At 73.7% G+C, this 25,707-nt stretch carries 26 protein-coding genes and 1 pseudogene; 9 read left to right on the top strand and 18 right to left on the bottom strand.

All coding sequences use genetic code 11. The features are described 5' to 3' along the window. Nucleotides 1-7 precede the first annotated feature (7 nt). The 3 genes from ACZ4MU_RS07760 to ACZ4MU_RS07750 form a co-directional block, all read right to left on the bottom strand. On the bottom strand, nt 8-1,426 hold the full coding sequence (locus ACZ4MU_RS07760; protein WP_467872357.1) for an outer membrane protein assembly factor BamB family protein: 1,419 nt from the start codon (nt 1,424-1,426) through the stop codon (nt 8-10). Nucleotides 1,427-2,087: 661 nt separating this feature from the next. Next, complete coding sequence (locus ACZ4MU_RS07755) at nt 2,088-2,792, bottom strand: L,D-transpeptidase (protein WP_467872355.1); 705 nt, start codon at nt 2,790-2,792, stop codon at nt 2,088-2,090. A gap of 872 nt (nt 2,793-3,664) precedes the next feature. Continuing rightward, nucleotides 3,665-4,006, bottom strand: a complete 342-nt coding sequence (locus ACZ4MU_RS07750; RefSeq protein ID WP_467872352.1) for a hypothetical protein — start codon at nt 4,004-4,006, stop codon at nt 3,665-3,667. Between the two features lie 186 nt (nt 4,007-4,192). Between ACZ4MU_RS07750 and ACZ4MU_RS07745 the strand changes: the two genes are divergently transcribed. Next, nucleotides 4,193-5,503: a Dyp-type peroxidase gene (locus ACZ4MU_RS07745; RefSeq protein ID WP_467872350.1), complete on the top strand. Its 1,311-nt coding sequence runs from the start codon at nt 4,193-4,195 to the stop codon at nt 5,501-5,503. 46 nt (nt 5,504-5,549) lie between these two features. On the opposite strand, the gene ACZ4MU_RS07740 is transcribed toward ACZ4MU_RS07745, so the two are convergent. Both ACZ4MU_RS07740 and ACZ4MU_RS07735 read right to left on the bottom strand, forming a co-directional pair. Continuing rightward, a complete protein-coding gene (locus ACZ4MU_RS07740; RefSeq protein ID WP_467872347.1) occupies nt 5,550-6,188 on the bottom strand; it encodes an isochorismatase family protein in 639 nt (212 codons plus the stop codon). 91 nt (nt 6,189-6,279) lie between these two features. Further along, a complete protein-coding gene (locus tag ACZ4MU_RS07735) occupies nt 6,280-7,266 on the bottom strand; it encodes a GlxA family transcriptional regulator (protein ID WP_467872345.1) in 987 nt (328 codons plus the stop codon). A 397-nt stretch (nt 7,267-7,663) separates the two neighbouring features. On the opposite strand from ACZ4MU_RS07735, the gene ACZ4MU_RS07730 reads away from it, so the two are divergent. Then, complete coding sequence (locus tag ACZ4MU_RS07730; RefSeq protein ID WP_467872342.1) at nt 7,664-8,683, top strand: threonine/serine dehydratase; 1,020 nt, start codon at nt 7,664-7,666, stop codon at nt 8,681-8,683. A gap of 143 nt (nt 8,684-8,826) precedes the next feature. On the opposite strand, the gene ACZ4MU_RS07725 is transcribed toward ACZ4MU_RS07730, so the two are convergent. Continuing rightward, a complete protein-coding gene (locus ACZ4MU_RS07725; RefSeq protein WP_467872339.1) occupies nt 8,827-9,162 on the bottom strand; it encodes a helix-turn-helix transcriptional regulator in 336 nt (111 codons plus the stop codon). Between the two features lie 138 nt (nt 9,163-9,300). Here ACZ4MU_RS07725 and ACZ4MU_RS07720 point away from each other — a divergent pair, with 138 nt between their 5' ends. Both ACZ4MU_RS07720 and ACZ4MU_RS07715 read left to right on the top strand, forming a co-directional pair. Beyond that, nucleotides 9,301-9,774 (top strand): STAS domain-containing protein, encoded by a 474-nt coding sequence (locus ACZ4MU_RS07720; RefSeq protein WP_467872337.1) that lies wholly within the window; start codon nt 9,301-9,303, stop codon nt 9,772-9,774. A 36-nt stretch (nt 9,775-9,810) separates the two neighbouring features. Beyond that, the gene (locus tag ACZ4MU_RS07715; protein ID WP_467872335.1) at nt 9,811-10,389 is read left to right on the top strand and encodes a DinB family protein; all 579 of its coding nucleotides are present in this window, start codon (nt 9,811-9,813) and stop codon (nt 10,387-10,389) included. A gap of 46 nt (nt 10,390-10,435) precedes the next feature. Here ACZ4MU_RS07715 and ACZ4MU_RS07710 read toward each other — a convergent pair whose 3' ends face one another. From ACZ4MU_RS07710 to ACZ4MU_RS07690, 5 genes and pseudogenes are all read right to left on the bottom strand, one after another. Then, nucleotides 10,436-10,984, bottom strand: coding sequence for a YciI family protein (locus tag ACZ4MU_RS07710; protein ID WP_467872332.1), 549 nt, complete (start codon nt 10,982-10,984; stop codon nt 10,436-10,438). A gap of 231 nt (nt 10,985-11,215) precedes the next feature. Then, nucleotides 11,216-11,326: pseudogene (locus tag ACZ4MU_RS07705) on the bottom strand (hypothetical protein); the annotation flags it as partial. Between the two features lie 44 nt (nt 11,327-11,370). Further along, nucleotides 11,371-12,432, bottom strand: coding sequence for a M20 family metallopeptidase (locus ACZ4MU_RS07700; RefSeq protein WP_467873557.1), 1,062 nt, complete (start codon nt 12,430-12,432; stop codon nt 11,371-11,373). 177 nt (nt 12,433-12,609) lie between these two features. Beyond that, on the bottom strand, nt 12,610-13,440 hold the full coding sequence (gene nadE / locus ACZ4MU_RS07695) for an ammonia-dependent NAD(+) synthetase (protein ID WP_467872329.1): 831 nt from the start codon (nt 13,438-13,440) through the stop codon (nt 12,610-12,612). 99 nt (nt 13,441-13,539) lie between these two features. Continuing rightward, nucleotides 13,540-14,133 carry an SMI1/KNR4 family protein gene (locus ACZ4MU_RS07690; protein WP_467872326.1) on the bottom strand — a complete coding sequence of 198 codons (594 nt, stop codon included), beginning with the start codon at nt 14,131-14,133 and terminating at the stop codon, nt 13,540-13,542. A gap of 179 nt (nt 14,134-14,312) precedes the next feature. On the opposite strand from ACZ4MU_RS07690, the gene ACZ4MU_RS07685 reads away from it, so the two are divergent. After that, nucleotides 14,313-15,533, top strand: a complete 1,221-nt coding sequence (locus ACZ4MU_RS07685; protein ID WP_467872324.1) for a serine hydrolase domain-containing protein — start codon at nt 14,313-14,315, stop codon at nt 15,531-15,533. Nucleotides 15,534-15,624: 91 nt separating this feature from the next. On the opposite strand, the gene panD is transcribed toward ACZ4MU_RS07685, so the two are convergent. The 3 genes from panD to ACZ4MU_RS07670 form a co-directional block, all read right to left on the bottom strand. Beyond that, nucleotides 15,625-16,050: an aspartate 1-decarboxylase gene (gene panD, locus ACZ4MU_RS07680; RefSeq protein WP_467872323.1), complete on the bottom strand. Its 426-nt coding sequence runs from the start codon at nt 16,048-16,050 to the stop codon at nt 15,625-15,627. Nucleotides 16,051-16,198: 148 nt separating this feature from the next. Next, nucleotides 16,199-16,762 (bottom strand): DoxX family membrane protein, encoded by a 564-nt coding sequence (locus ACZ4MU_RS07675; protein ID WP_467872320.1) that lies wholly within the window; start codon nt 16,760-16,762, stop codon nt 16,199-16,201. A 522-nt stretch (nt 16,763-17,284) separates the two neighbouring features. Beyond that, nucleotides 17,285-17,758: a BlaI/MecI/CopY family transcriptional regulator gene (locus ACZ4MU_RS07670; RefSeq protein WP_467872317.1), complete on the bottom strand. Its 474-nt coding sequence runs from the start codon at nt 17,756-17,758 to the stop codon at nt 17,285-17,287. Between the two features lie 117 nt (nt 17,759-17,875). On the opposite strand from ACZ4MU_RS07670, the gene ACZ4MU_RS07665 reads away from it, so the two are divergent. The 3 genes from ACZ4MU_RS07665 to ACZ4MU_RS07655 are packed head-to-tail and all read left to right on the top strand — an operon-like array spanning nt 17,876 to nt 19,778. Next, the gene (locus ACZ4MU_RS07665; RefSeq protein WP_467872314.1) at nt 17,876-18,541 is read left to right on the top strand and encodes a DedA family protein; all 666 of its coding nucleotides are present in this window, start codon (nt 17,876-17,878) and stop codon (nt 18,539-18,541) included. Next, complete coding sequence (locus ACZ4MU_RS07660) at nt 18,541-19,122, top strand: phosphatase PAP2 family protein (RefSeq protein WP_467872312.1); 582 nt, start codon at nt 18,541-18,543, stop codon at nt 19,120-19,122. Before ACZ4MU_RS07665 ends, ACZ4MU_RS07660 begins: the two co-directional genes overlap by 1 nt. After that, nucleotides 19,119-19,778: a phosphatase PAP2 family protein gene (locus tag ACZ4MU_RS07655; protein ID WP_467872309.1), complete on the top strand. Its 660-nt coding sequence runs from the start codon at nt 19,119-19,121 to the stop codon at nt 19,776-19,778. Before ACZ4MU_RS07660 ends, ACZ4MU_RS07655 begins: the two co-directional genes overlap by 4 nt. An 80-nt stretch (nt 19,779-19,858) precedes the next feature. Here ACZ4MU_RS07655 and ACZ4MU_RS07650 read toward each other — a convergent pair whose 3' ends face one another. Then, nucleotides 19,859-20,050: a hypothetical protein gene (locus ACZ4MU_RS07650; RefSeq protein ID WP_467873606.1), complete on the bottom strand. Its 192-nt coding sequence runs from the start codon at nt 20,048-20,050 to the stop codon at nt 19,859-19,861. Here ACZ4MU_RS07650 and ACZ4MU_RS07645 point away from each other — a divergent pair. After that, entirely contained in the window at nt 20,049-21,050 is a 1,002-nt protein-coding gene (locus ACZ4MU_RS07645) for an AraC family transcriptional regulator (RefSeq protein WP_467872307.1), read from the top strand. The genes ACZ4MU_RS07650 and ACZ4MU_RS07645 overlap by 2 nt on opposite strands. Before the next feature lie 257 nt (nt 21,051-21,307). Here the strand turns inward: ACZ4MU_RS07645 and mhpA are convergent, their stop codons facing one another. From mhpA to ACZ4MU_RS07630, 3 genes are all read right to left on the bottom strand, one after another. Continuing rightward, nucleotides 21,308-22,894: a bifunctional 3-(3-hydroxy-phenyl)propionate/3-hydroxycinnamic acid hydroxylase MhpA gene (mhpA, locus tag ACZ4MU_RS07640; protein ID WP_467872305.1), complete on the bottom strand. Its 1,587-nt coding sequence runs from the start codon at nt 22,892-22,894 to the stop codon at nt 21,308-21,310. Beyond that, nucleotides 22,894-23,685: an arylamine N-acetyltransferase family protein gene (locus ACZ4MU_RS07635; RefSeq protein ID WP_467872302.1), complete on the bottom strand. Its 792-nt coding sequence runs from the start codon at nt 23,683-23,685 to the stop codon at nt 22,894-22,896. Before ACZ4MU_RS07635 ends, mhpA begins: the two co-directional genes overlap by 1 nt. 1 nt (nt 23,686) lies before the next feature. Continuing rightward, the coding region (locus ACZ4MU_RS07630) for an acyltransferase domain-containing protein (RefSeq protein WP_467872300.1) at nt 23,687-25,707 on the bottom strand (2,021 nt) is incomplete at its 5' end.

The following is a 25,707-nucleotide window of genomic DNA, read 5'->3' as shown; positions in this document are numbered from 1 at the left end:
CGTCGCCTCACTTGCCGAAGGACAGGAGCGTGCGGTCCTTCTGCTGGGCCGTGGGGCTGTGGACGCGGCCGTTGAGCAGGAAGAACCGGCCGCCGGACCAGGCCGTACGAGGGGTCAGGAAGAAGGCGCGCTCGGTGGCGGCGGCCGCCGCCGGGGTCTGGAGCAGGGTCTGGGGCGTACCGCCCGTCTGCGCGATGGTGGCCACGGAGGCCGACTGGTCGGGGCCCTGGCCCGCCTGGACGTACACGACGGCCTTGCCGCCCTCGACCGCCAGCGGCCGCATGGCGCGGCCGTGGGGCTCCTTCGTACGCCACTTCTCCTTGCCGGTGCCCAGGTCCACGGCGACTACCTCGTTGGTCTCAGGTTCGCCGACCACCGCGCCGCCGGAGCCGGAGGTGCCGAGGTACAGCGTGCCCGCGTCGGACGCGGCGAAGGTGCAGGCGTGCAGATCGCCGCTGCCGTCACCGAACCCGTCGCACGCTCCGGTGACCTTGAACTTCGGCTCGACCTGCCAGCGCACCTTTCCGTCCGGCGCGAACGCCGTGAGGTTCCACGTCTTGGCGTCGCTGTTGTGCGCGGCGACGACCAGCGGGTCGGCGGAGTGGACGCGTCCCACGGTCCAGCCGGGCGCGTACTTGTAGTTCCACTTGGACTTGCCGGTGGCCGGATCGAGTTCCTCGACCAGCTGCTGCTCCTTGGTGGCGCCGCCGGGGGCCGGGCACAGGGCCACACCGAGCAACCGGGTGCCGCCGCCGACGCTGTACGGGCTGCACCCCGTGGTCTTCCACGTACCGAAGAGCTTCTTGCCGTCGACGGCGGAGAAACCGGTCGCGTAGGCACTGTGGCTGACGGCGACGGTGTTGCCGGTGACCGCGATCCGGAACTCGTTGGTGGTGTCGAACTCGTTCTCCTGCGGCACCTCGGTCTTCCAGCCCACCTTGCCGGTGGCCAGATCGATCTGCTGGAGGTACTTGCAGTGGGCGCGCGCGGTGTTGTTCTCCAGGGTGGCGATGACGACCTTCCCGCCAGTGGTCAGGTGGTGGGCCGCGCCGCACAGGGGCGTCTCCAGCTCCACATTCCACCTCGGCGCGCCGTCACCCACCGCGTGGCCGGTGACCTCCTTGTACATGGCCCTCGCCACGATGTCCCCGAGCAGCCACGGGCCGAACTGCCGGCCTCCCGCCGAGGTCAGCGCGGTCTTGTTCTCCCGCACCCAGATACGTGCCTCGCCGGGTTTGATCCCGTCGTTGTACCCGTCACTGCCGCTCGCGCCGCCGTTGCCGGTGCCGTCGCCGAGATCGGGCGGGACGGAGGCGGAGGGCGAGGCGGGGCCACCGGCCACGGGCTCGGCGGGTCCGCCGTCGTCACCGGAGGCCAGGTACACACCCCCGCCGACGACCAGGAGCACCGCGACCGCGACGGCCACGATCACCAGGGGCCTGCCGGAGAAGGGGCCCCGGCCACCGCCGGGCGGGGCGGGTGGCGGCGCTTGAGGGTACGGCGACGGGCCCGGCGAGCCGTAACCGCCCGGGTACGGGGGCCGGGGCGGGTACCCGGGGGCGGGTGAGGGCGGACCGGCCGCCGGTCCGTAACCACCGGGTTGCGCCGGACCCGGCTGACCGTAGCCGCCCGGTTGGCCATAGGGGCCCGGTTGGTCATAGGCACCGGGTTGCGCGGGGCCCGGTCGGCCGTAACCGCCGGGTGTGGCATACGGGTTGCCCGGAACAGGTTCCTGCGGTGGCTGCTCACTGGATGGGTGGCTCACAGCGAAATTCCCCCCGAACTCGCTAGCGGCATCACTGGTTTGATGACTCGCGGCTCTTTCTATCACTCCACCCAGCAGGTCCCGCGCGGCGAACAGGTGCGGCCGGGGTGCAGGCCGGCCCGCCCCGGCCGCACCGCGGGGCCCAGGTGTGGAACGGACCCGCGCCCTCGTACACGGTGCCGGTGACGGGCGCGAAGTACACGCGTCTTACCGTCGCGGGCGAAGTCCACCCCCGGTCGTGCCGTCGACTCCGAGTGATCGACAGAAGTGATCATGCTGGGGCGTCACCCGCGCACCACGGCGGATTCACCCGGGCGGTCCTTCACGTCGCTGGCTTGCGGCCCCAGATGTAGACGGCGTCGCCGATGGCGGTGGTGTTCCACAGGAGTTCGGCGTCGCGCAGCCGCAGGTTGATGCAGCCCGCCGAGCCACCGCCGTCGAAGAGGTCGCCGTAGACGCCGTGGAAGGCCTGCCCGCCGGAGAAGTACTGGGCGTAGGGCATCGGAGCGTTGTCGTACAGCTCGGAGTGGTCGTCGATGCGGCGCTCGGTGATCTCGTGCCACCCGTTGCGGGTCTGCCGGCCCCAGCGCCCGGTGCGGACCGCGACCGCCGGGTAGACGACCTTTCCGGCGCGCTGCACCCACAGGAGTTGGCGCGCGAGGTCCACACAGACCAGCCGCTCCTCCCGCCGGGGGCAGGTCCCGTTCTTGTTCGGGGCGCGGCGCTCCTCGATGACCAGGGTGGTGCGGTAGGTGGCCAGGCTCGCGTAGCCGTCGGCGGGGGCGACGCCGTTGTGCTCCTGGAAGGTCCGGATCGCCACACAGTCGGCCTCGGACTGCCGTCCGTCGGCGGGCAGGCGCAGATACTGCTCCAGCTCCCACTGGTACGGGCCGGTGTCCGCGGTGCACGCGGGCGCGGCGGAGGCGGGCGCGGCAGAGGCGGGCGCGGCGGTCACCGCCAGCACCAGGGCGGCGAGGACACCCGCGCCTGTCGGCACACGCGGGCGGCGGCGTACGAGCGTCGTCACGGCGGCTCCTGCTGGCTGCGGCGACGGCATCGGGCACCGTCGCCCTGTCCGCCATTCGAGCACGACCGGCCGGGCCTCACCGAGGCGAAGGGGCCATCCGGGTGCCACCGCCACCACGACCGCCACGCCTCAACGGCCCACCCGGCCGTGTCACGTACACCCCCTGCCTCCGGGCGGTGGTGCGCTGACCCGATGACGGGGCCCACGGTCCGCCGGGCGCCGCGCCACGGCGGACGCGTCGCGCTGCTCGCGGCGGCACCACTCATGGCGACGACGGCCTGCGGCACACCGGACGCCGACCGGCCCCTCACGCCGGAGGAGGCCCAGCGGCCGGCCCTGGCCCGGCTGTCGGTGTACGGGACTGGATCGACGGGGCGGGCGGCCTCGGCCGGGTCGAGGCCGTGCTCACCGGCGGGGGCGACCCGGTGGCGGTCGACTTCACCGGGCGCCGCTCACCGCTGCCGCCGGGCCCGTGGCCCTCCCCGACGGCCCCGGCCGGGCAGGACGCTCACCGCTGGGCGGACACACGCGGCAGCGGATAGCTCTGTGTCCGCGCAGGCCCGGGCAGGCCCACGGCCGCCCGTGCGGGCGCGGAGGACGCCCCCGGCATGGACGGCTGCGGCGGCGGGGCCGGTACGAGCCGGAAGGACATCCCCGCCGGGGCGGCGACCACCGGCGCCACCCGGGCTCCCGCCACCCGCCCGCAGGGCGCCGTCTCTCGGTGAGGTCCGCCGGGGACACCCGTTCCAGGGTGTTGGCGTCGGAGCAGTTGCCGGCGGGGGCGGAGGTGGCGAGCACCAGATCGGTCCCGTTCGCGGTGAACCGGTTGTCCCGTACGGCGTTGCGGGCCGCCGGCTACCCGGCGACATCCGTCAGGAGCACCCCCGCCCTGCGGGTGTTGCCCAGGACGTACAACTCCTCGGAGGCGTTGCTGACTTCGATGGTGTCCAGCCGCTCGTACCCCCCTCCCCGGCACCGCCGGTGTGCCGGGAGGCGTCGGTGACGCCGGTGAACAGCACGCCGTTGGCGCGGTGGTTGCGGACCGTCAGATTCTCCACGGCCGACCCCGCTCCGGTCACGGTGACACCGTTCGCGCGGCGGAACTCGCCGTCGATGACCGTGGTGGTGCGGTCCGCGCCGCGCAGGACCACCCGGGAGTGCGCGACGCTGAGCGTGACCGCCGGTCCGCGACCGGGGGACGCGGAATCGTCCACCGGACCGAACACGCCGGAACGAGCAGGAGCGGCAGCGCGGCGGGCAGACCGGGGCGACGCCGTGGCGGAAGAAGACGCGAAACGGGAGCGAACGCGGTGCCAGGTGTATCGTACGGAACGCCGTTAATGCGAACTACACCCCTTATATGACTACTTGCCCGGGCGAGGGCGGGAAAGGGGGACGGAATGAAGAGCGAACCCGGCAGCGCCGGTCGCGCGGAAGACGTGCCGGGGGCGGGGGACGTCAGGGATGCGGAGGGGGACTCGCCGACGGGTGTGGACGCCTCGGCGTGTGGGGGCATGCCGACCGCGGACGGATCGACGGCGGTCACGCCCCCACACGACGCGGGCCCGGCGGCCGGCGTGACGCGGCCGGTGTCCCCCGCACGGCCGGTCGACGACGCGGCGAGATCGCCGGGTGGAGGCGGCCCGGCGCGGCGCGGACTGCTCGGCGGCCTGGCCGTCCTCGGTACGGCCGCCGCCCTCACCGCCTGCCAGAGATCCCCCGCACCCGCACCCACCTCGCCGTCCGAGCCCGGTCGTCAGCCGGGCGTGACGGACCGCCAGCCGCCCCGGGCGCTGCTGCTTTCGTACGACCTGAGCCCCCGCACCCGAGGCCCGGCGGGCCGGGAGGCCGTGCGCCGGATGTTTTCCGCGTGGACGCCCGTCCTCACCGCGCGCGACGGCCCGACCGTGACGGTCGGCCTCGGTCCCGCCCTCTTCACCCGCCTCGGGGTACGGCCGCCTGAGGCGCTGCGCGACCTCCCCGCCTTCGCCGGTGACCGGCTGCGTCCCGAGGCCGGGGGCGGCCAGGTGTTCCTGCAGATCTGCGCCGCCACCCCGACCTCCTGCACCGACCTCGCGCGGCGGCTGGAACAGGCCGTGCCGGGGGTGCTGCGCCGGCGTTGGCGCCAGGCGGGCTTCCTCCCCGCCGCGCCGCCCGGCGAGACCCCGCGCGACCTGCTCGGCTTCAAGGACGGCACCGCCAACCCGACCGCGAAACAGGCCGAACGATGGGTGTGGCTGGGGCCCGGCCCCCACCACAACGCCACCTACCTGGTGGTGCGCCGGATCCGCCTGGCGACGGCCGAGTTCGGCTCGCTGCCCGTCGAACGCCAGGAACGCGTCATGGGCCGCCGCAAGGCACACGGCGGCCCTCTCCAGGGCGGCTCCGAACACACCGAGCCCGACCTCTTCGCCAGGACGCCGCAGGGCGGCTACCTGCTCCCCGCCGACGCCCACGTCCGTCTGGCCCACCCGCGGTTCGACGGCGGCGCCCGGATACTGCGCCGCGGCTACTCCTACGACAACACCCCCGACGACCAGGGCCTGTTGTTCCTCGCGTACATGAGGGACCCGGGCTTGTTCACCCGCGTCCAGCGGCGCCTCGCGGGCCATGACGCGCTGGGCCCGTTCATCGAGCACTACGGTTCCGCGGTGTTCTTCGTCCCTGCGGCGGCGGGGCCGGAAGGGCCGTTGGGGAGCGGTGTGCTGTAGGCGGGGGCGGGGCGCCCGGACGCGCCCCCTCCCCCGGCGGCCGGGGTCAGGCGGGAAGTGCCCCGGCCGTGGGCACCACCACGCCGAACAGGTCCGTGATCGCGGTCAGGGCGGCCGTACGCAGGGCGGCGGCGGGCACGAGCGTGCCGTCGGGGGCGGTGAGCGGGCGCGTCGCGGTGGCGTCGGCCACGACCGTGGGGCGGTAGCCGAGGTTGAAGGCGCCCTGGGCGGTGTGGTTGACGCACATGTGCGTCATGAACCCGGCCAGGACGAGGTCCCTGCCACTCCCCGGCGCGGCGCCCAGTGTGGTCAGGGTCTTCTCCAGGTCCGTGGCGTGGAAGGAGTTGGGGAACTGCTTGACCACGACCGGCTCGCCGTCCACCGGTGCCACCTCGTCGCTGATGGCGCCGATGTGGGCGCGGATGTCGTACGGGGTGTCCGCGCCGCCGTCGTTGACGATGTGGACGACGGGTGTGCCCGCCGCGCGGGCACGGGCCAGGAGGCGGGCACCGGCCGCGACGGCCTCGTCCGCGCCGTCGAGCGCCATGACGCCGCTCCGGTAGGTGTTCTGGAAGTCGATCATGACGAGGACGGAATCGCTCAGCCGGGGAGGCCGATTGTCCAGCCCGACCACGTCACGCAGGGTCGTGGAGGGGCGGTTCGTCTCGGGCTTGTTCGTGGTCATCGGGGCCTTTCATGGAGTGAAGGGAGCATGACGAAGCGAGCCGTGTCGCGTTCGCGGCGCCAGGGGTGGGTCGTACAGGGGCAGAAGGTCGTCAGGCGGTGCGGAAGCGGCGGCGGTACGCACCGGGCGTGGTGGCCAACTGCCGCCGGAACGCCCGGTGCAGGGTCTCGGCCGAGCCGAGCCCGGCCGCGGCCGCGACCTGACCGAGGGGGCAGTCGGTGTTCTCCAGCAGCCGCCGGGCCGCCTCCACCCGCGCGGCTTCGACGTATATGGCGGGGCTCGCGCCCGTCTCCTGGGTGAAGACCCGCGCGAAGTGCCGCTCACTCAGACACATCCGCGCCGCCAGAGCGGCGGCGGACAGGTCCCCGTCGAGGTGTTCGGCGATCCACAGCCGCAGCTCGTCGATGTCACGGCGGGAGGTGGCGGGCCGGCTGAGCGGGACGGAGAACTGACTCTGTCCGCCCTGCCGTTTGAGGTACATGACCAGCTGCCTGGCCACCGCGAGTGCCACGTCCTCGCCCAGGTCCTCGGCCACCAGGGCGAGCGCGAGGTCCAGGCAGGCGCTGATCCCGGCGCCCGTCCACAGCCGCCCCCGGTCGGCGCGGACGAAGATCGGGTCGGGGTCGACGGTGACGGCCGGGTGGTCCGCGGCGAGCTGCGCGGCCGTCGACCAGTGCGTGGTCGCCGTCCGCCCGTCCAGCAGTCCCGCCGCCGCCAGCACATGCGCGCCCACGCACACCGAGGCCACCCGCCGGGCGTACCCCGCCGTCTCCTTCACCCACGCCACCACGTCCCCGTCGATCCGCGCGACGGGCCCATCGTCGGTCATGTCGACCGCGCCGGGCACCAGCAGCGTGTCCACCTCCCCGCCGACGTCCGCGAAGCCCAGGTCGGCCACCACCCGCACACCCGCCGAGGTCCGCACCTCGCCCGCTTCTGGCCCGGCGAGCCGGACCCGGTAACCCGCGCGCCCCGCGGTCTCCCGGTTGGCCAGGGCGAACACCTCGGCCGGGCCGGTGACGTCGAGCAGGTCGACATCGGGGAAGACCGCGATGACCACGCGGTGGGTGAGAGGCATGCACCCATCCTCAACGCCCGTCCCGATGACCGCAATGACGGTTCCCTGTCACATCCGGACACGCGCCGCGCGACCCGTCGGCCTTCGCGTATCACGGTTGCGTAACGAGTCCCCGGCGGCAGGGGCTTCATCGCCAAGGCCTGCGCCCCGGAGGCGGACCCGGTCCCCGGCGTACGTCGAGGCCGCCCTCACGGCGAAGGCGTCCACCGGGCTCTCGCCCCACCGGCCCCGGGGCCGTCCACGGCCACTTCTGACCGGTCGCTCCGACGTGGTCCGCGTGCTCCCGCAAGACCCCCGGGCGCACGCGCTCGGGGCCGTCCGTGAGGGGGGATCATGGCATCACACCGTCCGGCGCGACGCCCGGTCCGGCCGCCTCTCCGCCCTGGGAGCCCCCTCCATGCACCAGCTCACATACGGCGACGTCAAGGCCGCCGCCGACCGCATCGCCGGACGGGTCCGCCCCGTCGTGCTCTCCCCCACCGATCCCGGTGAACTGCGCGGCGGGCCCCGGGGCGACCGCGCGGAGGAGGCGTGCGAGGTGTGGCTGGCGCTGGAGTACATGCAGCACACCGGTTCGTTCAAGGCCCGGGGCGCACGGAACTTCCTCCAGGCCCACCGCGAGGCCGGGACGCTGCCCGGCGCGGGCGTGACGATCGCCTCCGGCGGCAACGCCGGGCTCGCCTGCGCCTGGGCCGCCCGGCAGCAGGGGGTGGCGGCCACCGTCTTCCTGCCCGCCACGGCCCCGGCTGTGAAGGTGTCCCGGCTGCGCGGCTTCGGCGCGGAGGTCCGGCTGGTGGGCGAGGAGTACGCGGACGCCCTGGCCGCCTGCGAGGACTTCGCCGCCACGACCGGGGCGCTCGCCTCGCACGCGTACGACCACCCGCTCATCGCGGCCGGGGCCGGCACCGTCCTGGAGGAGATCGTCCGGCAGGTCCCCGGCCTGGACACCGTGGTGGTCGCGGTCGGCGGCGGTGGCCTGTTCGCGGGCGTCGCCACCGCCGCCCGCCACCACGGCGTCCGCGTGGTGGCGGTCGAGCCGGAGCACTGCCGCGCGCTGAACGCCGCGATCGGGGCGGGCCGCCCGGTCGACGTCACGGTCGACTCGGTCGCCGCGGACGCTCTCGGCGCACGCCGCGCCTCGGCGATGGCCCTGCACGCCGCCCGGCAGGGGGACGTGCGCACGGTCCTGGTGTCCGACGGCGAGATCGTGCGCGCCCGCCGGGCCCTGTGGGACCAGCGGCGTATCGCCGTGGAGCACGCCGCCGCCACGGCGCTCGCGGCGCTCCCGACGGCGACGCCCTGCGCGGTGGCCGGGGGCGGATACCGGCCCGGGCCGGGCGAGAAGGTCGCCGTGGTCCTCTGCGGGGCCAACACCGACCCCGGCGACCTCACCGCCGTCCCTCCGGAGCGGGCCTGATCCCCTGCTGGCGGCGTTACCGCCGCATCCTCGCCCGGGCCACCGGGGCCTGCGTGATGCCGTCCATCGCGACGAACGCGGTGACGATGAGTGTGCTCAGGGCGCTGCCTCTTCCGTGCGGCGTCACGTCCGTCCGGCGCCGCTCACAGGTGCTGGGGCTGCTGCCCGCGCTGTTCGTCGTGCCGGGCCAGGACTCCCAGCAGAGTCGCCACCGTCAGTCCTGCCTCGGCCTCGGCCGGGTGGCGCAGCGGGACACCCGGCTCGATGCGGTAGGTGTTGGAGCGGCCCTGCCGGGTGTGGGAGAGATACCCCGTCTCCTCCAGGTCGGAGATGATCCGCTGGACGGCGCGCTCGGTGAGCCGGCAGTGGGCGGCGATGTCACGTATACGCGCGGAGGGGTTGTCGGCGATCGCGGCTAGCACGCGGGCGTGGTTCGTCAGGAACGTCCAGCCCGCGTGCGGTTCAGGTACGGCACCCATCCCGCCATGGTAGGACGCTCCTTTCACGCATTCAAATAGGCGAAATACTTTTCGTGTATAGCTTGACGTATCAGCGACGGAAGCGGAACCTGTAGGGACCCGAGCAGGGCACCGGCGGATGCCTGGGGAGCCAATGCCATGCCAAAGCAAGCGATACCCGCACAGAGCAATCACGGACGCGTCGTCTACACGGCCCCGGCGCACACGCCGGGCGGCCGCCCGCTGCCGCGCCTGGAGATCGAGGTCAGATCAACCGGCGACCGCCGGCTGGTCTCGGTCGCCGGCGAGGTGGACATCGACGCCGACCGGCTGTTGCACAGCACGCTGTGCGCGGCTCTGGAGCGTGCGCGCCATGGTGTGGACCTCGACCTGAGCGAGGTCGACTTCTTCGACTGCTCCGGCCTCAATATCCTGCTGCGCGTCCGCCGACGCGCCCTGGTCAACGGCAAGACGCTCCGGGTGCACGCCGTGAGCGCAGCCGTGCACCGCCTGCTGACGATCACCAGCACGCTTTCCGTGCTCACCCTGCCGACGGTCCCGGACGCGGCCGCCCCGGGCGAGGCCTCCGATGTGAGCCTGGCGTCTCCGAGTTCAGCACCTGACACGGGGTGAGGACCGGTCGTCGGCAGCGGGGGCGATGATGCACGTATGACTGCCCCGACCCGAAGAGCCGAACTGTTCACCGTTCCCACGGCGTCCGCCCCCTCCGCCGACGACGGATCCCGGCGCCGGTTCGTCGGCCCCGCGACCGGTGAGGAGCGGGGCATGCTCCTTGCCTTCCTCTCCGACCAGCGGGCCACCCTGGAGCTCAAGTGCGCCGGTCTGGAAGCGGAGCTGTCGGCCCGGTCCGTGGAACCGTCCACGCTCTCGCTGCTCGGCCTGGTCCGCCATCTCACGGAGGTGGAGCGCCGCTGGTTCCGTCGCGTGCTGGCCGCCGAGGAAGCGCCGCCCCGCTACTGCGGTGACGACGCCCCCGACGGGGACTTCGACGTCACCGACTGCCACCCGGCCGTGGTCGCGCAGGCCTGGCGGGCGTGGCGGGAGGAGGTCGCTTACGCCGACGACTTCGTACGGCGGGCTCCCCATCTCGACGTCGAGGGCGAGGACTCCTGGCGCGGGAGGGTCTCGCTGCGCTGGGTGCTCATCCACATGATCGAGGAGTACGCCCGCCACAACGGCCACGCCGACCTGCTCCGCGAGCGGATCGACGGGGCCCGGGGGCTGTGAGGGGCGGCGGCGCGCCCCGGCCGCGCCGCCGCCCCCGCCCCGCCTGTTACCGCCGTCCTCCGAACTCCCAGTCGTGAACCTCGACGGCGTCGTACCGGTCGGAGGTCAGTACGGCCCGGGCGGTGTCCGCGTCGGGGGCCCGTACCAGCGCCGCCGTGCCCACCCAGGTCGCGCCGTCGTCGGACAGCAGCGGCCCGTACGCGATCAGGTCCTCCCGGCCGGCCGGGAGGACCTGGTCGGCGGGCTCGCCCGAGCCGAGTCCGAGGACGAGGAAGCGGTCGCCGCCGGACCGGCCGCCCGGGAACTCCCACATGGTGCGCCCCAGCAGGTTGCGCCACCGGCGCAGCAGTACGTCCCGGTAGGCGCCGGCCTGGTAGCCCGGCTCGTCGAAGGCGAACGCGCGCGCGGCGGCCGGGTCCGGCAGGCTGACGATGTGGACACTGCCGCTGAGTGTCTCGCCGTCCGCCGCGAACGTCGGCCCCCGGGCGATCAGTTCCTTCTCGAACCCGTCCATGTAGGACCAGTGCGCTTCGAGCAGTTCGGCCCGCAGGGCGGCGGAGCCGGGCCGGTCGCGGTGGTAGCAGAAGAACTCCATGGCCAGGGAGTCTTCCTCACCGCCTCCCGTACCTCAACGGGCTTCCACCGGGGCCGGCACCTTCGGCCCGCAGGGGGCCGACGACCCCTTTCCGGTTTCCGGGATCGCGGCGTTGCCCTCGCCCGTCGGGTGCCGGCCCCGGCGTACACGGAGGCGGATCGGCGGAATGGGACCGCCGGGTCCCGTCAGCCCTCGGCCGACCGGCGGCGCCGGACCACCCTTGTTGATGATTCACGGGACCAGGACGCGGTTGTCCGGGGCGCGGGCCGTGAACGGGTCGACTTCGAGGAACTGCCTGAGCACCTCGGGGGTGTCCTCGCGCAGTGCCTTGCACGCGGCCTTACGGACCCTCGGGACCGTTTACCTCCCCGCCCCGTCCCTCCCCCCTACCGGTCCCGGATCGCCGTCACCAGACCGGCCACCAGCCGCGCCCGCTCGGCCATCGCGTCGACCACGACGTACTCGTGGTCGGCGTGGGCCCCGCCGCCGACCGCGCCCAGGCCGTCGAGCGTCGGCACCCCGAGCGCTGCCGTGAAGTTGCCGTCGCTCCCGCCGCCTACCGCCACTCCTTCGAGGCCCGGCATCAACCCCTCCGCCAGCGCGAAGAGTTCGGCCGACGCCGACTCCGGCATCGGGGGGCGGCCGACCGCTCCCTCCACCGCGATCCGCGCGCCGTCCAGATGCGGGGCCAGCGCCGCGAAGGCCGCCTCGATGCGGTCCTTCTCCTCGGCCGACTCGACCCGGACGTCGACGACGACGGTCGCCCCGGCGGGGACGACGTTGTCCAGGGTCCCCGCGGACGCGACGGTCGGGGTGACCGTGGTGCCGATCTCCGGGCGGGCTAGCGCGGCGATGTCCAGCACCTGGTGCGCCGCCTCCACCAGGGCGTTGACCCCGGCGGCCGGCTCCAGTCCGGCGTGCGAGGCCAGGCCCGTGACCGAGACCCGGAACGTGCCGCAGCCCTTGCGGCCTGTCTTCAGTCCACCGCCGTCGGCGGCGCCCTCGAAGACCAGTACGGCGCCGCACGCCAGGGCCCGCTCCTCGATCAGCGCCCGCGAGGAGCCGGAGCCCACCTCCTCGTCGGCCGTCACCAGGATCTCCACGCCCGACAGGTCGTCAAGGGCCGCGAGGCCGTGGACGGCCTGCACCAGACCGCCGAGCATGTCGAAGACACCGGGCCCGGTCGCGCGTCCGTCCTCGACCCGGAACGGGCGGCGTTCCAGCGTGCCCAGCGGAAACACCGTGTCGTGGTGACCGAGGATCAGGACGCGGGGATCGCCCCCGCCGGACCAGTGGACATGCGGCCCGGCCGCGCTCTGGACCAACACGGCCTTCCCGCCGAGCCGCTTCTCGATCATGGCGGCGACGGCGGCGGCCGAGGCCGTCAGCGCGTCGGTGTCGCGTGAAGGAGACTCGACTTCGACGAGTGTCCGAAGGTCCTCGATCATCGCGTCGACACGCACATCGACGCCCTTGTGGCTGGTCACGCCGTCAGCGTACTGGGTACGCGGGAGCGGCCGCCGGGGTGCTCCCGCGAAGGGCAGCCACGCCCGTACCCGGTCGTGCGAGAGGCCCCGGGACGTCCGAGGGCACTCCCGGGGCCACGCCCCGCACGGGCTGAAGCGCTACGGAGCGACGGGCAGCCGGCGCTTGTGCTCGGTGAGGCGGTAGCGGCGCACGATCGTGTCGAAGGCGCGCCGGTCCACCGGCTTGCCCTCCAGGAAGTCGTCGATGTCGTCGTAGGTGACGCCGAGCGCGTCCTCGTCGGCCTTGCCCGGGGCGAGGGTCTCCAGGTCGGCCGTCGGGACCTTCCACACCAGCTCGGCGGGCGCGCCCAGCGCGTCCGCGACGGCGCGCACCCGGCGCTTCGTCAGACCGGTCAGCGGCACCAGGTCGGCGGCGCCGTCGCCGTACTTGGTGAAGAAGCCGGAGACCGCCTCGGCGGCGTGGTCCGTACCGACGACCAGGCCCTCGTGCGCGCCGGCCACCGCGTACTGGGCGATCATGCGCTGACGGGCCTTGATGTTGCCGAGGACGAAGTCCTGGTGGTGGTCGTCGCGGAAGGCCACGTCGGCGGTGACCGCGGCCTCCAGCGCGGCGTCGCTCGCGGGCTTGATGTCCACGGTCAGTACGTGGTCGGGCTGGATGAAGGAGAGCGCCAGCTGCGCGTCGTGCTCGTCGGCCTGGACGCCGTACGGCAGGCGCATCGCGTAGAAGCGCGCCTCGTGCCCGGCGGCCCGCGCCCGCTCGACGGCGAGCTGGCACAGACGGCCGGTGGTGGTGGAGTCGACGCCGCCGCTGATGCCGAGCACGAGGGAGCGCAGTCCGGTCGAGGTCAGCCGCTCGGCGAGGAAGGCAACCCGCCGCTCGATCTCCCGCTCGGCCTCGAAGCTCTCGGCCACCTGGAGCTCCCGGGCGATCTCCTGCTGCAGGGCGATGGACGCCGGCTCACTCACGTCTGCTCCTCGTTACGGTCCACGGTGTGCTGTCCCGACCACCCTACCCAGCGCACATGCGGGGACACCGGACGGGACCGGGGCGGCCCGCGGCCGGGGTCAGCGCCCCACGGACGCGGACCCGGCGGCCACCCCTTCCACGGTTCCCAGGAACTCCTCGTACATGTCCTCCATGAAGTGCTTGAACGACCCGTGCCGCTCGGGAGGGACGCCGCGCCCTCCCCTGTACGTATAAACGGCCCACTCACCGCGCTCGTCCACGTCGTGCGGATCCAGCAGCACATCCACCCCGCCGGACCCCGACGCCAGCTGGAGGGAGCGGTTCCGCTGTCCGGCTTCCCCGGTCCCCTCGTCGTCCCCGTCCTCGCCCGGGGAATCCGGCCGGGCCCCGCCCCCGCCGTGCGGGTCCGCGCACCAGTCGATCCCCCCGGCCCCGGCCAGCAGGGGCACGGACTCCCCCGCGTGCCGCCAGCCGTCGGTGACCTGGAGGAAGGAGCGCAGCGACGGCGGCAGCGGGCACCCTAACCGCTCCTCCAGCGCGAGGATGCGCTCCTCGCCCGCGGGCGCGAAGCCCAGCCAGCGTGCCGCCCGGGCGTCCCGGTCAGCGTCCTCCCGCTCGTCCTTCGCATCCTTGCCATCGGCCCACTCGGCGCTCCAACGCTCAAGGAAGGGCCGCCATTCGAATCGCATCATGTCCCGATGGTGGCACCCGCCACTGACAACGCCCCCGGGCGACGGGCTCGATGGCGGGCTCCGGGGCCGATCGGGTGGATCACGGGTGATTCACCGGGCTCACCCGCCCGCCCAGCGTGGACGCGTGCCTCCCGTCGCGCAGGATCTGCTCGGCAGACGAACCGACGAGAGGCCCGACCATGAGAAGACCCTCCCCGTCCCGCCGGCCGAAGGCGGCCCTCGGGCTCGCCGCGGCGGCGCTCACCCTCGGCGGGCTGCTCCCGGCGGCGGTCGCCCCGGCCCGGGCCACCCCGCCCGCCGCCCCCGCCGAGAGCGGCGGAGACGACTACCTGTACCCCCGCCACGAACTGGACCCGCGGCTGCGGACCAGGCTCGACAAGGCGGTGCGGGACGTCATGCGGAAGGCGGGCATCCCTGGGGTCCAGGTCGGTCTGTGGATGCCCGGGAAGGGCAGCTACGTCCGCGCGTTCGGCGTCGCCGACAAGCACACCGGCGCGCCCATGACCGACGACATGCGGATCCGCATCGGCAGCGAGACCAAGACGTTCACCGCCACGGCGGTCCTCGAACTCGTCGACGACGGCCGCGTCCGCCTCGACGACCCGATCGCCAAGTACGTGAAGGGAGTCCCGAACGGCCACCGCATCCGTCTGCGCGATCTGCTGGACATGCGCAGCGGTCTGTTCCCGTACTCCGCGGACGACACCTTCATCCACGACTTCCTCAGCAACCCCCAGCGCCTCTTCACACCGCGGGAACTGCTGGCCTACGGGTTCAGGCACCCCAATGTGTTCGCGCCGGGCGCCAAGTTCCAGTACTCGAACAGCAACTACGTCCTGCTCGGCCTGGTGATCGAGAAAGTGACCGGCAGGAGCGTACGGGACGTCATCGAGCACCGGGTCCTGCGGCCCGGCCACCTCGACGACACGCTCTTCCCGAAGGCGGCGGAGTTCCCCCGCCCGCACGCGCACGGCTACACCGACCAGACGCTCTCCGGCAAGGTCGTCGACAGCACCCACTGGAACCCGAGCTGGGCCTGGTCGGCCGGAGCGATGATCTCCGACCTGCACGACCTCAAGCACTGGGCCAGGGACCTCGCCACCGGCACCCTGCTCTCGCCCGCCACCCAGGCCGAGCGCCTCAAGGTGCTCCCCACCGGCACCCCCGGCGCGGGTTACGGCCTCGGCATCGTCAACGTCAACGGCTGGACCGGTCACAACGGCTCGCTGCCCGGATACGAGAGCCTGACCATCTACCTGCCGGAACAGAAGGCGACGCTGGTGGCCCTGCTCAACACGGACATCCTCTACCAGGGCCAGGAGCCGAGCACGGTCCTCGGGGCGGCGATCACGAAGGTCGTCACACCCAAGCACATCTGGGGCCTGTCGCCGCAGCGGTAGGCGACGGTCGCGGGGGGGGGGGGGGGGGGGGGCGGCCGCGCCCCCCCCCCCCCCCCCCCCCCCCCCGCGCCACGCCCCTCTCACTCCCCTCTCACACCGAGGGGGCGAGGGCGTGCGGGCTGCGGCGCTGGTCGGTGCCGGGGACCGGGGCGGAGGCGTCGTCGCCGAGCTCGACGATGCGGTTGTCGGCGTCGACGTGGACCACACGCGGGCGCAGGGCGCGCGCCTCGGCGTCGTCGACCTGGGCGTAACTGATGAGGATGACCAGGTCGCCGGGGTGGACCAGGTGGGCGGCGGCGCCGTTGATACCGATGACCCCGGAGCCGCGCTCGCCCTCGATGACGTAGGTCTCCAGGCGGGCGCCGTTGTCGATGTCGACGATGTGGACGAGCTCACCGGGCAGCAGGTCGGCGGCTTCCATCAGCTCGGCGTCGACCGTCACCGACCCCACGTAGTGGAGGTCGGCCTGGGTCACGGTGGCTCGGTGGATCTTGGACTTGAACATGGTGCGCAGCACAGCGTCACTCCTGCCGGACAAAGGGTCGCGCCCCGGTCGGGGTACGCGCCGTCGCCTGACAGGGTAAGGCCCCCGGCCACCGTACGGCTCTGTGACCTCCCCCTCCCCCTCAACTGCCGTCCCGGCGCACCCCCCTCGGGAACGGGGGCTACGCGGACGCCCCCGTCTCCGGGGACGCGGCCGTCTCCGCCCCCGTGTCCTCGCCTCCGCCCTGGCCCTGTGCCCGCCGCCCCACCACCACGGCTGCCGCCGCCGCGCTGGCCAGGAACGCCAGGGCGACCGTCCACGGGCGGTCCAGGACGTGGCCGGTGGCGTGGTCGAGGGAGTAGCGTCCGGCGCCGGCCACGCCGATCGCGGCGGCTGTGAAGCCGAGGAACGCCGGGTACTCGAAGCCGCCCGCCGTGGCGAAGAAGCCGGCCGGCGCGTGCACCGCGACCGCGCCCGCCATCGCCCCGGCCGCCGCCGCCCCGGCCGCCGGGGTGGCGAGGCCGAGCGCCAGGAGCGCGCCGCCGCCCGCCTCGCCGAGGCCCGCGGCCACCGCGCTCTGCCTGCCGGGACGGAACCCCATGTGCTCCATCGCCGCGGCCGTGCCCTCGATCCCGCCGCCGCCGAACCAGCCGAGGAGCTTCTGGCTGCCGTGCGCCGCGAGGACGGCGCCGGTGCCCACCCGAAGGACCAGCAGTCCCAGGTCCCGTCGGTTGATGCATGTCATGGCTGCCTCCCGCGGTGGCCGTTCGTGGCGTGGCACGCCTCTACGCGCGTACGCACTCCACTCTCCGTGGCGCGGGCCCCGGAGCCCCGGTGTTGCTGGGCCGTACGGGTCGCCGCGGGGCCGCCGGGGCTCGCGGCGGGGAGGTCAGTCCTCGCGCTGGGCCGTCTCGATGCCGCCGTGCGGATCGGCCGCGGCCTCGGCCGCCGAGAGGGCAAAGACGCAGAAGCAGACGAACTGCGCGGCCGATGGCGCGGGCGGTGAGCCGGCGGTCGCCCACGGCTCGGGCGGCGGCCCCGTCCGCCCAGCGCTCCAGGGCGTACTCCAGGGGCGCGCGCAGCTAGCGGAGCGCGGGACGCAGATGCGCGGCGAGCGGTCCGAGGGCGGCGGCCGAGCAGAGGGCGAGGCCGGTGGAGGCGGCGGTGAGCAGTCAGGCGGCGCACCTGGGAGGCAGCGCCTCGGCGAGCCGGCGCGCGGCAGGGACGGCAGGGAACGGTAGGAGGAGCGGAACCCGCACCGCGAAGATCATCCCCGGTCGCCCCCGGAGTGGTCCCGGCCGGAGGCGGCCCGGTCGCCGGGTATCGCCTCGCCGGACGCGCCCGCCTCCCCGTCGAGCAGGGTCCGCAGCAGGCGTTCGTCCTCGTCGCTGAGTTGCGAGACGAAGCGGGCGAGGACCGTGGAACGGTCCTCCTCCTTGGCGAGTTCGGTGTGCATCCGGCGGGCGGTCAGACCCGGTGAGTCCTCGGTGGGGGTGTAGGCGAAGCCCCGGCCGAGGCGGTCGCGGGTGACGGCGCCCTTCTCGTAGAGCCGGGTGAGGATCGTGGTCACGGTGGTGCGGGCCAGGCTGCCGCCGAGGGCGCCCTGGACCTCGCCGGGCGTGAGGGGGCCGTCGGCAGCCCACAGCGCCGCGAGTACTCCCGACTCCAGCTCCCCGGCGGGCCGCCGCGCGTCGCCGCCCGCACGGCCGGCGAAGGGGGCGGACCCGTCAACGACGCCCATGGGAACGATCCTCCTCGATCTTTCGTCTACAGTTCTGTAGACCGTCTACAGCACTGTAGTCAGTCGGGCCGGGCGCTGCGCTCGACCCGGAAAACCATTATGGGAGGGCCCACCGCCATGGCCGTACCCCTGTTCGCCACCGCCCCCCAGGCGGTGAACGTGCTGGACGCGGGCTCGCTGCTCTCGGCCTTCGGCGCGATCGGCGTCGCCGTCGTGCTCTTCGCCGAGACCGGTCTGCTCGTCGGCTTCTTCCTGCCGGGCGACTCGCTGCTGTTCACCGCCGGACTGCTGTGCGTACCGGGCGGCGACGGGCCCGTCTCGCTCTCCCTGCCGCAGGTCCTGCTCGCCTCCGCGGCGGGCGCGCTCGCCGGAGCGCAGGTGGGGTACTGGATCGGGCGCCGCGGCGGCCGGGCCCTCCTCGCCCGCGCCCGGTCCCGCAAGCTCCACGAGGGCGCCGCCCGCGCCGAGGAGTTGCTCGCCAGGTACGGCCATGCGAAGGCGATCGTCCTGGCCCGCTTCGTGCCGATCGTCCGGACCGTGCTCAACCCCCTGGCGGGTGTGCTGGGCGTCCCGGCCGGCGTCTTCGCGCTCTGGCAGGTCCTCGGGGGCGCGGTGTGGACGTGCGGACTCGTTCTCGGCGGGTATGCGCTGGGTTCGTCCATCCCGAACATCGACCGCTATCTGTTGCCGCTGGTGGCGCTGGTCGTCACCGTCTCGCTGCTTCCGATCGTCCTGGAGATCCTGCGCGCCCGCCGCGCCCGTACCGCAGAGGACACCCGCTGATGCACTTCGACGACGGCTGGTACACCTGGGTCACCGAGCTCGCGCGCGACGCGCCGGGCCCGGCCGGCACCGCGGTCCGGCTCCGGTCGGACCACGGTCTGGGCCTCTGCGCGGTGCTGATGGTCCTCGCCCGGTGGCGGGCCCGTCCGGCCGGTGGCGCCCGGTCGGCGGTGGCGGTGGCCGCGCCGCCCGTCGTGGTCGCCGCCTTCGCCGTCGACGACGCGGCCGAAGCGGCCGTGCACGAACAGCGGCCCTGCCGGAGCCCGCACGTGCTGACCGTGGAGGCGTGTCCGGCGCCGGGCGACTGGTCCTTCCCCGGCCACCACACGGCGATCGCGGCCGCGGGCGCCGTGGCGCTCCTGCTCGGCGACCGGCCCCTCGGCGCGCTCGCGGTGGCCGCCGCGCTGCTCCTGGCCGCCTCCCGGGTCCGGGTCGGCGCCCACTGTCCGCACGATGCGCCGGCCGGTCCGGTCGTCGGCGCCGTCGTCGCTCCGGTCCTCACCCTGCTCGCCCGCCGGACCGCGCCCCTGGTGGACCGGACCGGCCGGACCCGGCTGCGCCCGCTGGTGGCGGCCCGATGACCAGGGCCCGGCACGTCGGAGCGGCCCTGTGCCTGCTGCTGTTCGTCCTGCTCGCGGTGGTCGTGTCCGTACGGGACGGGGCGCCGCTGCCCGGTGACCGGGCCGCGCACGCCTGGGCGGTGCACCACCGCCCGCCGGTGGCGCGCGCGCTGGCCCGCGCGCTCACCGCCACCGGCTCCGGGCCGCTCCCCTATCTGCTGGCGGTCGGCGCCGGACTGCTGGCCGGACGCGACCCCCGCCAGCGCCTGTGCGCGGCGGCGGGGGCCCTCGCGGTCCTCGCGCTCGGCCAGGCCGTGCGGTTCGCCGTGATGGCCGCCATCGCCCGCCCCCGCCCCACCCTGGCGGACTGGGGGACGTACGCCTCGGGCCACTCCTTTCCCTCCGGTCACACCACCACCGCGGCGCTGACCGCCGGGCTGCTGGTGTGGGGCGTGAGCCGGCGCTCCGGCTTCTCCTCCGCCCGTCTCACCGTCGCGCTGATCCTGCTGTGGGGCGCGGCGGTCGGCCTCTCCCGCATCTATCTGGGCGTGCACTGGCTGACCGACGTGGTCGGGGGCTGGCTCTTCGCGGCGGTGTGGCTGACGCTCGGCGCCTGGGTGACGGCGCCGCACATCCCGGAGGAGATACGGCAGGAGGAGCCGGTGGGCCGCCCCTGAGCGGCGGCGTCCGGGGAGGGCGGAGCTGCCCCAGGGTTTCTCAGGCGTCCGGGTGCGCTCCAGGGGCGCCCCGGGCGCGATCAGGCGGCCTTGAAGTAGGCGTTCCAGCCGCCCGCCGGGGACTGGCCGACGTCCAGCACCCGGGGGTCCTGGGCGTCGAGCCAGTCCACGAACTGGCGGAAGGAGACGAGCCGTACGTCCTTCTTCCCGGCCATCGCCTTCAGGGCCCCGGTGGTGACGGCCGGGCCCGCGCACCGGGAAGATGTGGCCATGCAGGCGACTTCGCACTCGGGCACGCGGGGCACCCCGACCGCGTCCCGGCTCTCCTTCCGTACCGGGGACCTCGACGAGGCTCGCCAGGTGATCGGTGAGGCGTACTACGCCACCTCCATGGACGTACTGGACCGGGCGCACCGGCTCGACGCCGTCTTCGACGTGGTGCGGCTGGGACCGCTGACCCTCGGCGACCTGAGCTGGGGCACCGATGTGCGCATGCGCTTCGGCGACTTGGGGGCCTACCACGTCGACGTCCCCCTCTCCGGCGAGCTCACCTGGCGCCAGGCGCGGACCTCGACCACCGCGACCGCCCGGCGCGCGGCCGTCTTCCACCCCGAGGGCGAGCCGACGCTGGAGCGGTGGAGCCGGGACTGCCGCCTGCTCGCCGTCAAGGTGGAGGCGCAGGACCTGCTGCGCCACCTGGAGGTCCTCCTCGACCGCTCGGTCCCCGCCGGGACGCGCCTGGCGCCCGAACTCGACCTCACCCGGGGCCCCGGGCTGAGCTGGTCGCGCATGGTGGCGCTGGTCGTGCGCGAGATGGACAACGCGCCCGGAGCGCTCGACCAGCCGCTCATGGCCGCCCGCCTCCAGGACGCCCTGCTCACGGGCCTGCTCCTGGCCACCGGGCACCGCTACCGCGAGGAGCTCGACAAGCCGGTCAGGGCCGTGCTGCCCGGCCCGGTCAAACGGGTCGTGGACGCCATACACGCCCACCCCGAGCGCCCCTACACCACCACCGAACTCGCCGGGATAGGCCAGGTCGGTGTCCGCTGGCTCCAGGAGGGCTTCCGCCGCCATCTGGGCATGTCGCCGATGGCGTATCTGCGCGACGTCCGCATGGGCCGGGTCCGCGCGGAGCTGCGCCAGGGCGACCCCACCCGGCTGACCGTGGGAGAGGCGGCCTACCGCTGGGGCTTCACCCATCTGGGACGCTTCGCGGACGGCTACCGCGCGCGCTTCGGCGAACTGCCCTCCCAGACCCTGGCCGCCTCCTGACGCGCCGTCCCCGACTGCGGGAAACGGCCACGCATCCCGGATCGGCGGGTGCGGGTCCCGGCGATACGTTGTGTCCACCGTGCCCGGGACCCGGCACGGCGTCGGCTCCGTCGTCGACGGCAGCACGCGGGCTGCTCCTGGGCCAGGTCAGCTCCCCCCGCTGAGCCGGGGGCAGCCCGCGGTCGACGGGTCCCCGATGCGAAGCGCGGGCCGTGACAGGTGTCACGGCCCGCGTCCTTCGGTCCCTCGAACGCCGCTCAGCGCCGCAGGGCGTGGTCTCCCAGCCGGGCCCGCAGACCGTCGACGAGCGCCCGCAGCCCTTCGCCGTCGCCTGCCGTGCCGTAGAGATAGAAGTCGGGCCGTACGAGGGCGGCGACCGCGCCGCGCTCGGCCAGGTACGGCAGGAGTACGCCCTCGTCGTCCCGCACCGAGGCCCCGTCGCCGGGGGCGGTGCCCGGCGGCACGATCCGTACCGTCCGCACCCCGATCCCGTAGAGGAACGCGCGGCGCTCGGGGTCGAGGAGTTCGCTCAGCGGCACCGTGGTCAGCAGCCGCAGGCCGGTGCCCGTCTCCTCGTCGAGGAGCCGGGCCGCGCCCGAGCCCGACACCCGGCCCTGCGGCGTCAGTCCACCGGCAGGGGCGGCGCCGTCCTCGTGCAGGAAGCCGCCCGTGAGCGGGTGCACCGCCGAGGGCTGGGCCGTGGCACCCACCGTGCGGCCGCGCATGGCGAGCATCAGCTCGTCCCGCTCCGCGGCCGCCCGCGGGTCCGTCAGGCAGATCACCTTGCCGAGGCTCACCGACATGTCGACGGCGTGCCGCACATGCTCGCGCCGCTCCTCGGTGTACGTGTCGAGCAGTGCCTCGTCCGCGTGCCCGGCCAGGACCAGGTCCAGCTTCCAGGCGAGGTTGGCCGCGTCGCGGAAACCCGACGACATGCCCTGGGCGGCGAACGGCGGCATCAGGTGTGCCGCGTCGCCCGCGATCAGCAGCCGCCCGTCCCGCCACTGTCCGGCCCAGCCCGCCTGGAAGGTGTAGACGGCATGCCGGTCCATGGTGGCGTTGTCGGGCCGGACGTCGAACTCCTCCAGGAGCCGCCAGGCGGTGTCCCGGCTGTCGAACTCCTCCGGCGACTCGCCGGGCACTCGCATGAACTCCCAGCGGCGGTGCCCGGGACCGGCGGACACGGCGGTGCGGGGCCGGGCCGGATCGCAGATCTGGAGGTTGTTCGGCCAGAACGCGCGCGGCTCCTTGAGGACGACATCGCAGATCAGCCAGTCGTACCGGAAGCCGAGATCGGTCCAGTCGGCGTCCATCGCGCCCCGGACGAAGCTGTTGGCTCCGTCGCACCCGACCACCCAGTCCGCCGTGATCTTCACGGTCCCGCCGGACTCGTCGGCCGCCTCGACGGTGACCGGGCCGTCCGCGTCCCGGGTGAGCCCCACGGCCCGGTGGCCGCGCAGCACCCGCAGGCCGGGCAGATTCTCGCCCCGGGCGATCAGGGCCGACTCAAGGCCCGGCTGGTACATCGAGGTGGAGTCGGGCCAGCCGGACAGGCCGCCCGTGGCGGGCGACACATAGTGCAGCAGGTCGTCCCCGTCGGCGTTGCGCCAGATGTAGTCGCCCGACGGCTCGCCGAACTCCGCTATGTGACCGCCGACCCCGGCGTCGGCCAGGATGCGTGCGCACTCGCCGTCGAAGGCCACCGCGCGGGGCATCGTGTACGGGCGGGGCCAGCGCTCCAGCACCGTGACGTCCCATCCCTTGCGCGCCAGCAGTACGGAGAGGAGCTGGCCGACCGGCCCGTAGCCGACGATCAGGACCCGCGAGGCCAGTTCCGCCGGCATCAGGCGACCCGGCCGAGGATGCGCTGGACGGCCTCCTCATACGCCTCGGGGGTGATCAGCACCTTCACCGTCTCGCGGCCGTCGTCGACGGTCAGCAGCCGCCGTCCGACGAGGACCCGCTGACCCTGCTCGAAGGAGCGGGCCCGGATGACGGTGTCGGCGGCGACCAGCTCGCCCTCCCAGTTCCAGGCGTCCTCGCCGTCGGCCGCGGCCTCGGCAGCGGCCGACCACTCGGAGAGGTCGCGGGCCTGGTCCTTGAAGCGGTAGACGTCCTGCCAGTCGGCGTCGCGGATACGGCGCTTCACCGCGAAGTATCCGTCCTGGGGCACGACCTGGTAGTCGACGCCGTACTGGTGCTGTATCCCGTCACCGACCCGCAGCGGCTCCAGGAAGCCGGGCCCGGCGAAGCCCACGTCCACCAGCCACAGGTCGCCGTCGAGACGCACGCCGAGGAGCATGTGCTCCAGGTCGGGCCCGAAGGTGCCGCCGGGGCCGCGCACCCCCGCCGAGAGGTGCTCGACCCGGAAGCCCAACTCGGTCAGCAGTTTGCGGAACAGGCCGTTGAGCTCGAAGCAGACACCGCCGGAGCCCTTCTCCACCACGGACTCGAAGGCCTCGTCGAGGTCGATGTCGGCGTCGGCGACGGACTGCGTGCCCTGGTCGGTGCGCAGCGCGTTGTTGAACGGGATCGCCACGAGGTGGCGCTTCTGGAGGTCGCGCAGGGTCTCGGGGGTCAGGTCCCGGGAACCGGTGTAGCCGAGCGCGGCGAGGTAGGCGTCAACTGCGAACATGTCAGGCACTCCTGGTCTTCGTGAGCTTGTCGAGGAGGTGGTCGGCGAGCATGAGGGGGGTGGCGTAGTCGAAGAGCAGCGTCACGGGGAGCTTGAGTCCGGTGGCCTCGCCCATCCGGTTGCGCATCTCCACGGCGGCCAGCGAGTTGAAGCCGACCTCGAAGAAGGCGCCTTCGGGGTCGAGGACCTCGCCCTCCTGGCCGAGGGCCGAGGCGCCCTCCGCGCAGATCAACTCGACGAGCACCTTGTGCTGTTCGTCGTCGGACAGGCCGTCGAGACGGTCGGCGAGCGACATGTTCTCCTCCGTGGCCTCCAGGGGCGTGTCGACCGGATCGATCGAACCGCCCACGGACGGGCCCTTGGTTCGCAGCCAGTAGTTCTGGTGCTGGAACGGGTACGTGGGGACGGGGTGGGTCGGGAGCTGGGCGGTGGGGGGCTGACGGTGGGTGGTGGTGTGCGTGCGGATCTGCGCGACGCTCGTCAGGAACTTGTGGGGGGAGCCTTCGAGGCGGCGCAGCGACTCCGCGGTGAAGGCGGGGGCCGGGGCGTCGTCGAGGATTTCCTGGATGCTCGGGGTCAGCACCGGGTGGGCGCTGATCTCGATGAAGGTGGTGTGGTTCTGCTCCGCCAGCTTCTGGAGGGTGGCGTGGAAGTGGACGGTGTGGCGCAGGTTGCGGAACCAGTAGTCGCCGTCCAGGACCGTGGTGTCCTCGATGAGGCGCTGCTCCAGGGTGGAGTGGAAGGGGATGGTGGCCCGGCCGGGATCGATTCCCTTCAGCTGCTCGTGGAGCTGGTCCTCGATCTTCGCGACGTGGCTGGTGTGGGAGGCGTAGTCGACGGGCAGGATGCGGGACTTGATGTCCAGCGTCCGGCAGTGCGCCTTCAGCTCCTCCAGCGCGGCCGGGTCGCCCGCGACGATCGTGCTGGTGGGGCCGTTGACGGCGGCCACCTCGATCCGGTCGCTCCAGTCCTGGATGAGCTCCACGGTGGCGTCGTACGAGCGGTGCACGGCCATCATGCCGCCGAGTCCGGCGAGGTGGGCGCCGATGGTCTGCGCCCGCAGGGTGACTACCCTGGCCGCGTCCTTCAGGGTCAGCGCCCCCGCGATGTGCGCGGCGGCGATCTCACCCTGCGAGTGCCCGACCACGGCCTGGGGCTCGATGCCATGGGCCTGCCACAGCCGGGCCAGACCCACCATCACAGCGAAGGAGGCGGGCTGGAGCACGTCCACCCGCTCCAGCGGGGGCGCGTCCGGGTGGCCGCGCAGGACGTCCAGCAGGTCCCAGTCGGTGTGGGGGGCCAGCGCCCGGGCCGTATCACGGACACTCGCGGCGAACACCGGGCTGGACTGGAGGAGTTCGGCACCCATGCCCGTCCAGTGCGTGCCCTGGCCGGGGAAGACGAACACCGTCCTGCCGGCGCTCACCGCCTTGCCCGTGACCACATCGGGGTGGGCGGTGTCGGCGGCGAGTGCCACAAGGGCCTCCCGCAGCTCCTCACCGCCGGTGGTGACCACGGCCGCCCGGTGGGCGAGAGCCGTCCGGCGGGTGAGGGCCGGCAGGATGTCGCGGGGCGTGAGATGGGAGTTCTCCGCCAGGTGGTCCGCGAGCCGGCGCGCCTGGGCCCTCAGGGCGGCCGGGGACTTCGCCGACAGCGGCAGCACCAGCGGCGCCGCCTCTGCGAAGATCTCCGGCTCTGCCGTCTCCTCGGTCGGCTGGGCCTGCGGCGCCTGCTCCACGATGAGGTGGGCGTTGGTGCCGCTGACGCCGAAGGAGGAGACGGCCGCCCGGCGCGGACGGTCGGCGTCGGGCCACGGCTGGGCCTCGGTCAGCAGCCGCAGCGATGTCTCGTCCCAGTCGATCTTGGGACTGGGCTCGTCCACATGCAGAGTGCGCGGGAGTTCCCCGTTGCGCAGGGCCATCACGGTCTTGATGACACCCGCGACACCGGCCGCGGCCTGGGTGTGGCCGATGTTGGACTTCAGCGACCCCAGCCACAGCGGCTGGTCCTTCTCCCGGCCCT

This window comes from Streptomyces sp. NPDC026377, assembly GCF_055567715.1.
The sequence above is the reverse complement of the archived record's forward strand: the minus strand, read 5'-3'. Positions and strand labels throughout refer to the sequence as shown.

Excerpts from the sequence above, each read along its gene's own strand:
- ACZ4MU_RS07745 (WP_467872350.1), top strand. The coding sequence starts at position 4,193 with ATGAAGAGCGAACCCGGCAGCGCCGGTCGCGCGGAAGACGTGCCGGGG.
- ACZ4MU_RS07740 (WP_467872347.1), bottom strand. The coding sequence starts at position 6,188 with ATGACCACGAACAAGCCCGAGACGAACCGCCCCTCCACGACCCTGCGT.
- ACZ4MU_RS07735 (WP_467872345.1), bottom strand. The coding sequence starts at position 7,266 with ATGCCTCTCACCCACCGCGTGGTCATCGCGGTCTTCCCCGATGTCGAC.
- ACZ4MU_RS07730 (WP_467872342.1), top strand. The coding sequence starts at position 7,664 with ATGCACCAGCTCACATACGGCGACGTCAAGGCCGCCGCCGACCGCATC.
- ACZ4MU_RS07725 (WP_467872339.1), bottom strand. The coding sequence starts at position 9,162 with ATGGGTGCCGTACCTGAACCGCACGCGGGCTGGACGTTCCTGACGAAC.
- ACZ4MU_RS07720 (WP_467872337.1), top strand. The coding sequence starts at position 9,301 with ATGCCAAAGCAAGCGATACCCGCACAGAGCAATCACGGACGCGTCGTC.
- ACZ4MU_RS07715 (WP_467872335.1), top strand. The coding sequence starts at position 9,811 with ATGACTGCCCCGACCCGAAGAGCCGAACTGTTCACCGTTCCCACGGCG.
- ACZ4MU_RS07710 (WP_467872332.1), bottom strand. The coding sequence starts at position 10,984 with ATGGAGTTCTTCTGCTACCACCGCGACCGGCCCGGCTCCGCCGCCCTG.
- ACZ4MU_RS07700 (WP_467873557.1), bottom strand. The coding sequence starts at position 12,432 with ATGATCGAGGACCTTCGGACACTCGTCGAAGTCGAGTCTCCTTCACGC.
- ACZ4MU_RS07690 (WP_467872326.1), bottom strand. The coding sequence starts at position 14,133 with ATGATGCGATTCGAATGGCGGCCCTTCCTTGAGCGTTGGAGCGCCGAG.
- ACZ4MU_RS07685 (WP_467872324.1), top strand. The coding sequence starts at position 14,313 with ATGAGAAGACCCTCCCCGTCCCGCCGGCCGAAGGCGGCCCTCGGGCTC.
- ACZ4MU_RS07675 (WP_467872320.1), bottom strand. The coding sequence starts at position 16,762 with ATGACATGCATCAACCGACGGGACCTGGGACTGCTGGTCCTTCGGGTG.
- ACZ4MU_RS07670 (WP_467872317.1), bottom strand. The coding sequence starts at position 17,758 with ATGGGCGTCGTTGACGGGTCCGCCCCCTTCGCCGGCCGTGCGGGCGGC.
- ACZ4MU_RS07665 (WP_467872314.1), top strand. The coding sequence starts at position 17,876 with ATGGCCGTACCCCTGTTCGCCACCGCCCCCCAGGCGGTGAACGTGCTG.
- ACZ4MU_RS07660 (WP_467872312.1), top strand. The coding sequence starts at position 18,541 with ATGCACTTCGACGACGGCTGGTACACCTGGGTCACCGAGCTCGCGCGC.
- ACZ4MU_RS07655 (WP_467872309.1), top strand. The coding sequence starts at position 19,119 with ATGACCAGGGCCCGGCACGTCGGAGCGGCCCTGTGCCTGCTGCTGTTC.
- ACZ4MU_RS07645 (WP_467872307.1), top strand. The coding sequence starts at position 20,049 with ATGCAGGCGACTTCGCACTCGGGCACGCGGGGCACCCCGACCGCGTCC.
- ACZ4MU_RS07650 (WP_467873606.1), bottom strand. The coding sequence starts at position 20,050 with ATGGCCACATCTTCCCGGTGCGCGGGCCCGGCCGTCACCACCGGGGCC.
- mhpA (WP_467872305.1), bottom strand. The coding sequence starts at position 22,894 with ATGCCGGCGGAACTGGCCTCGCGGGTCCTGATCGTCGGCTACGGGCCG.
- ACZ4MU_RS07635 (WP_467872302.1), bottom strand. The coding sequence starts at position 23,685 with ATGTTCGCAGTTGACGCCTACCTCGCCGCGCTCGGCTACACCGGTTCC.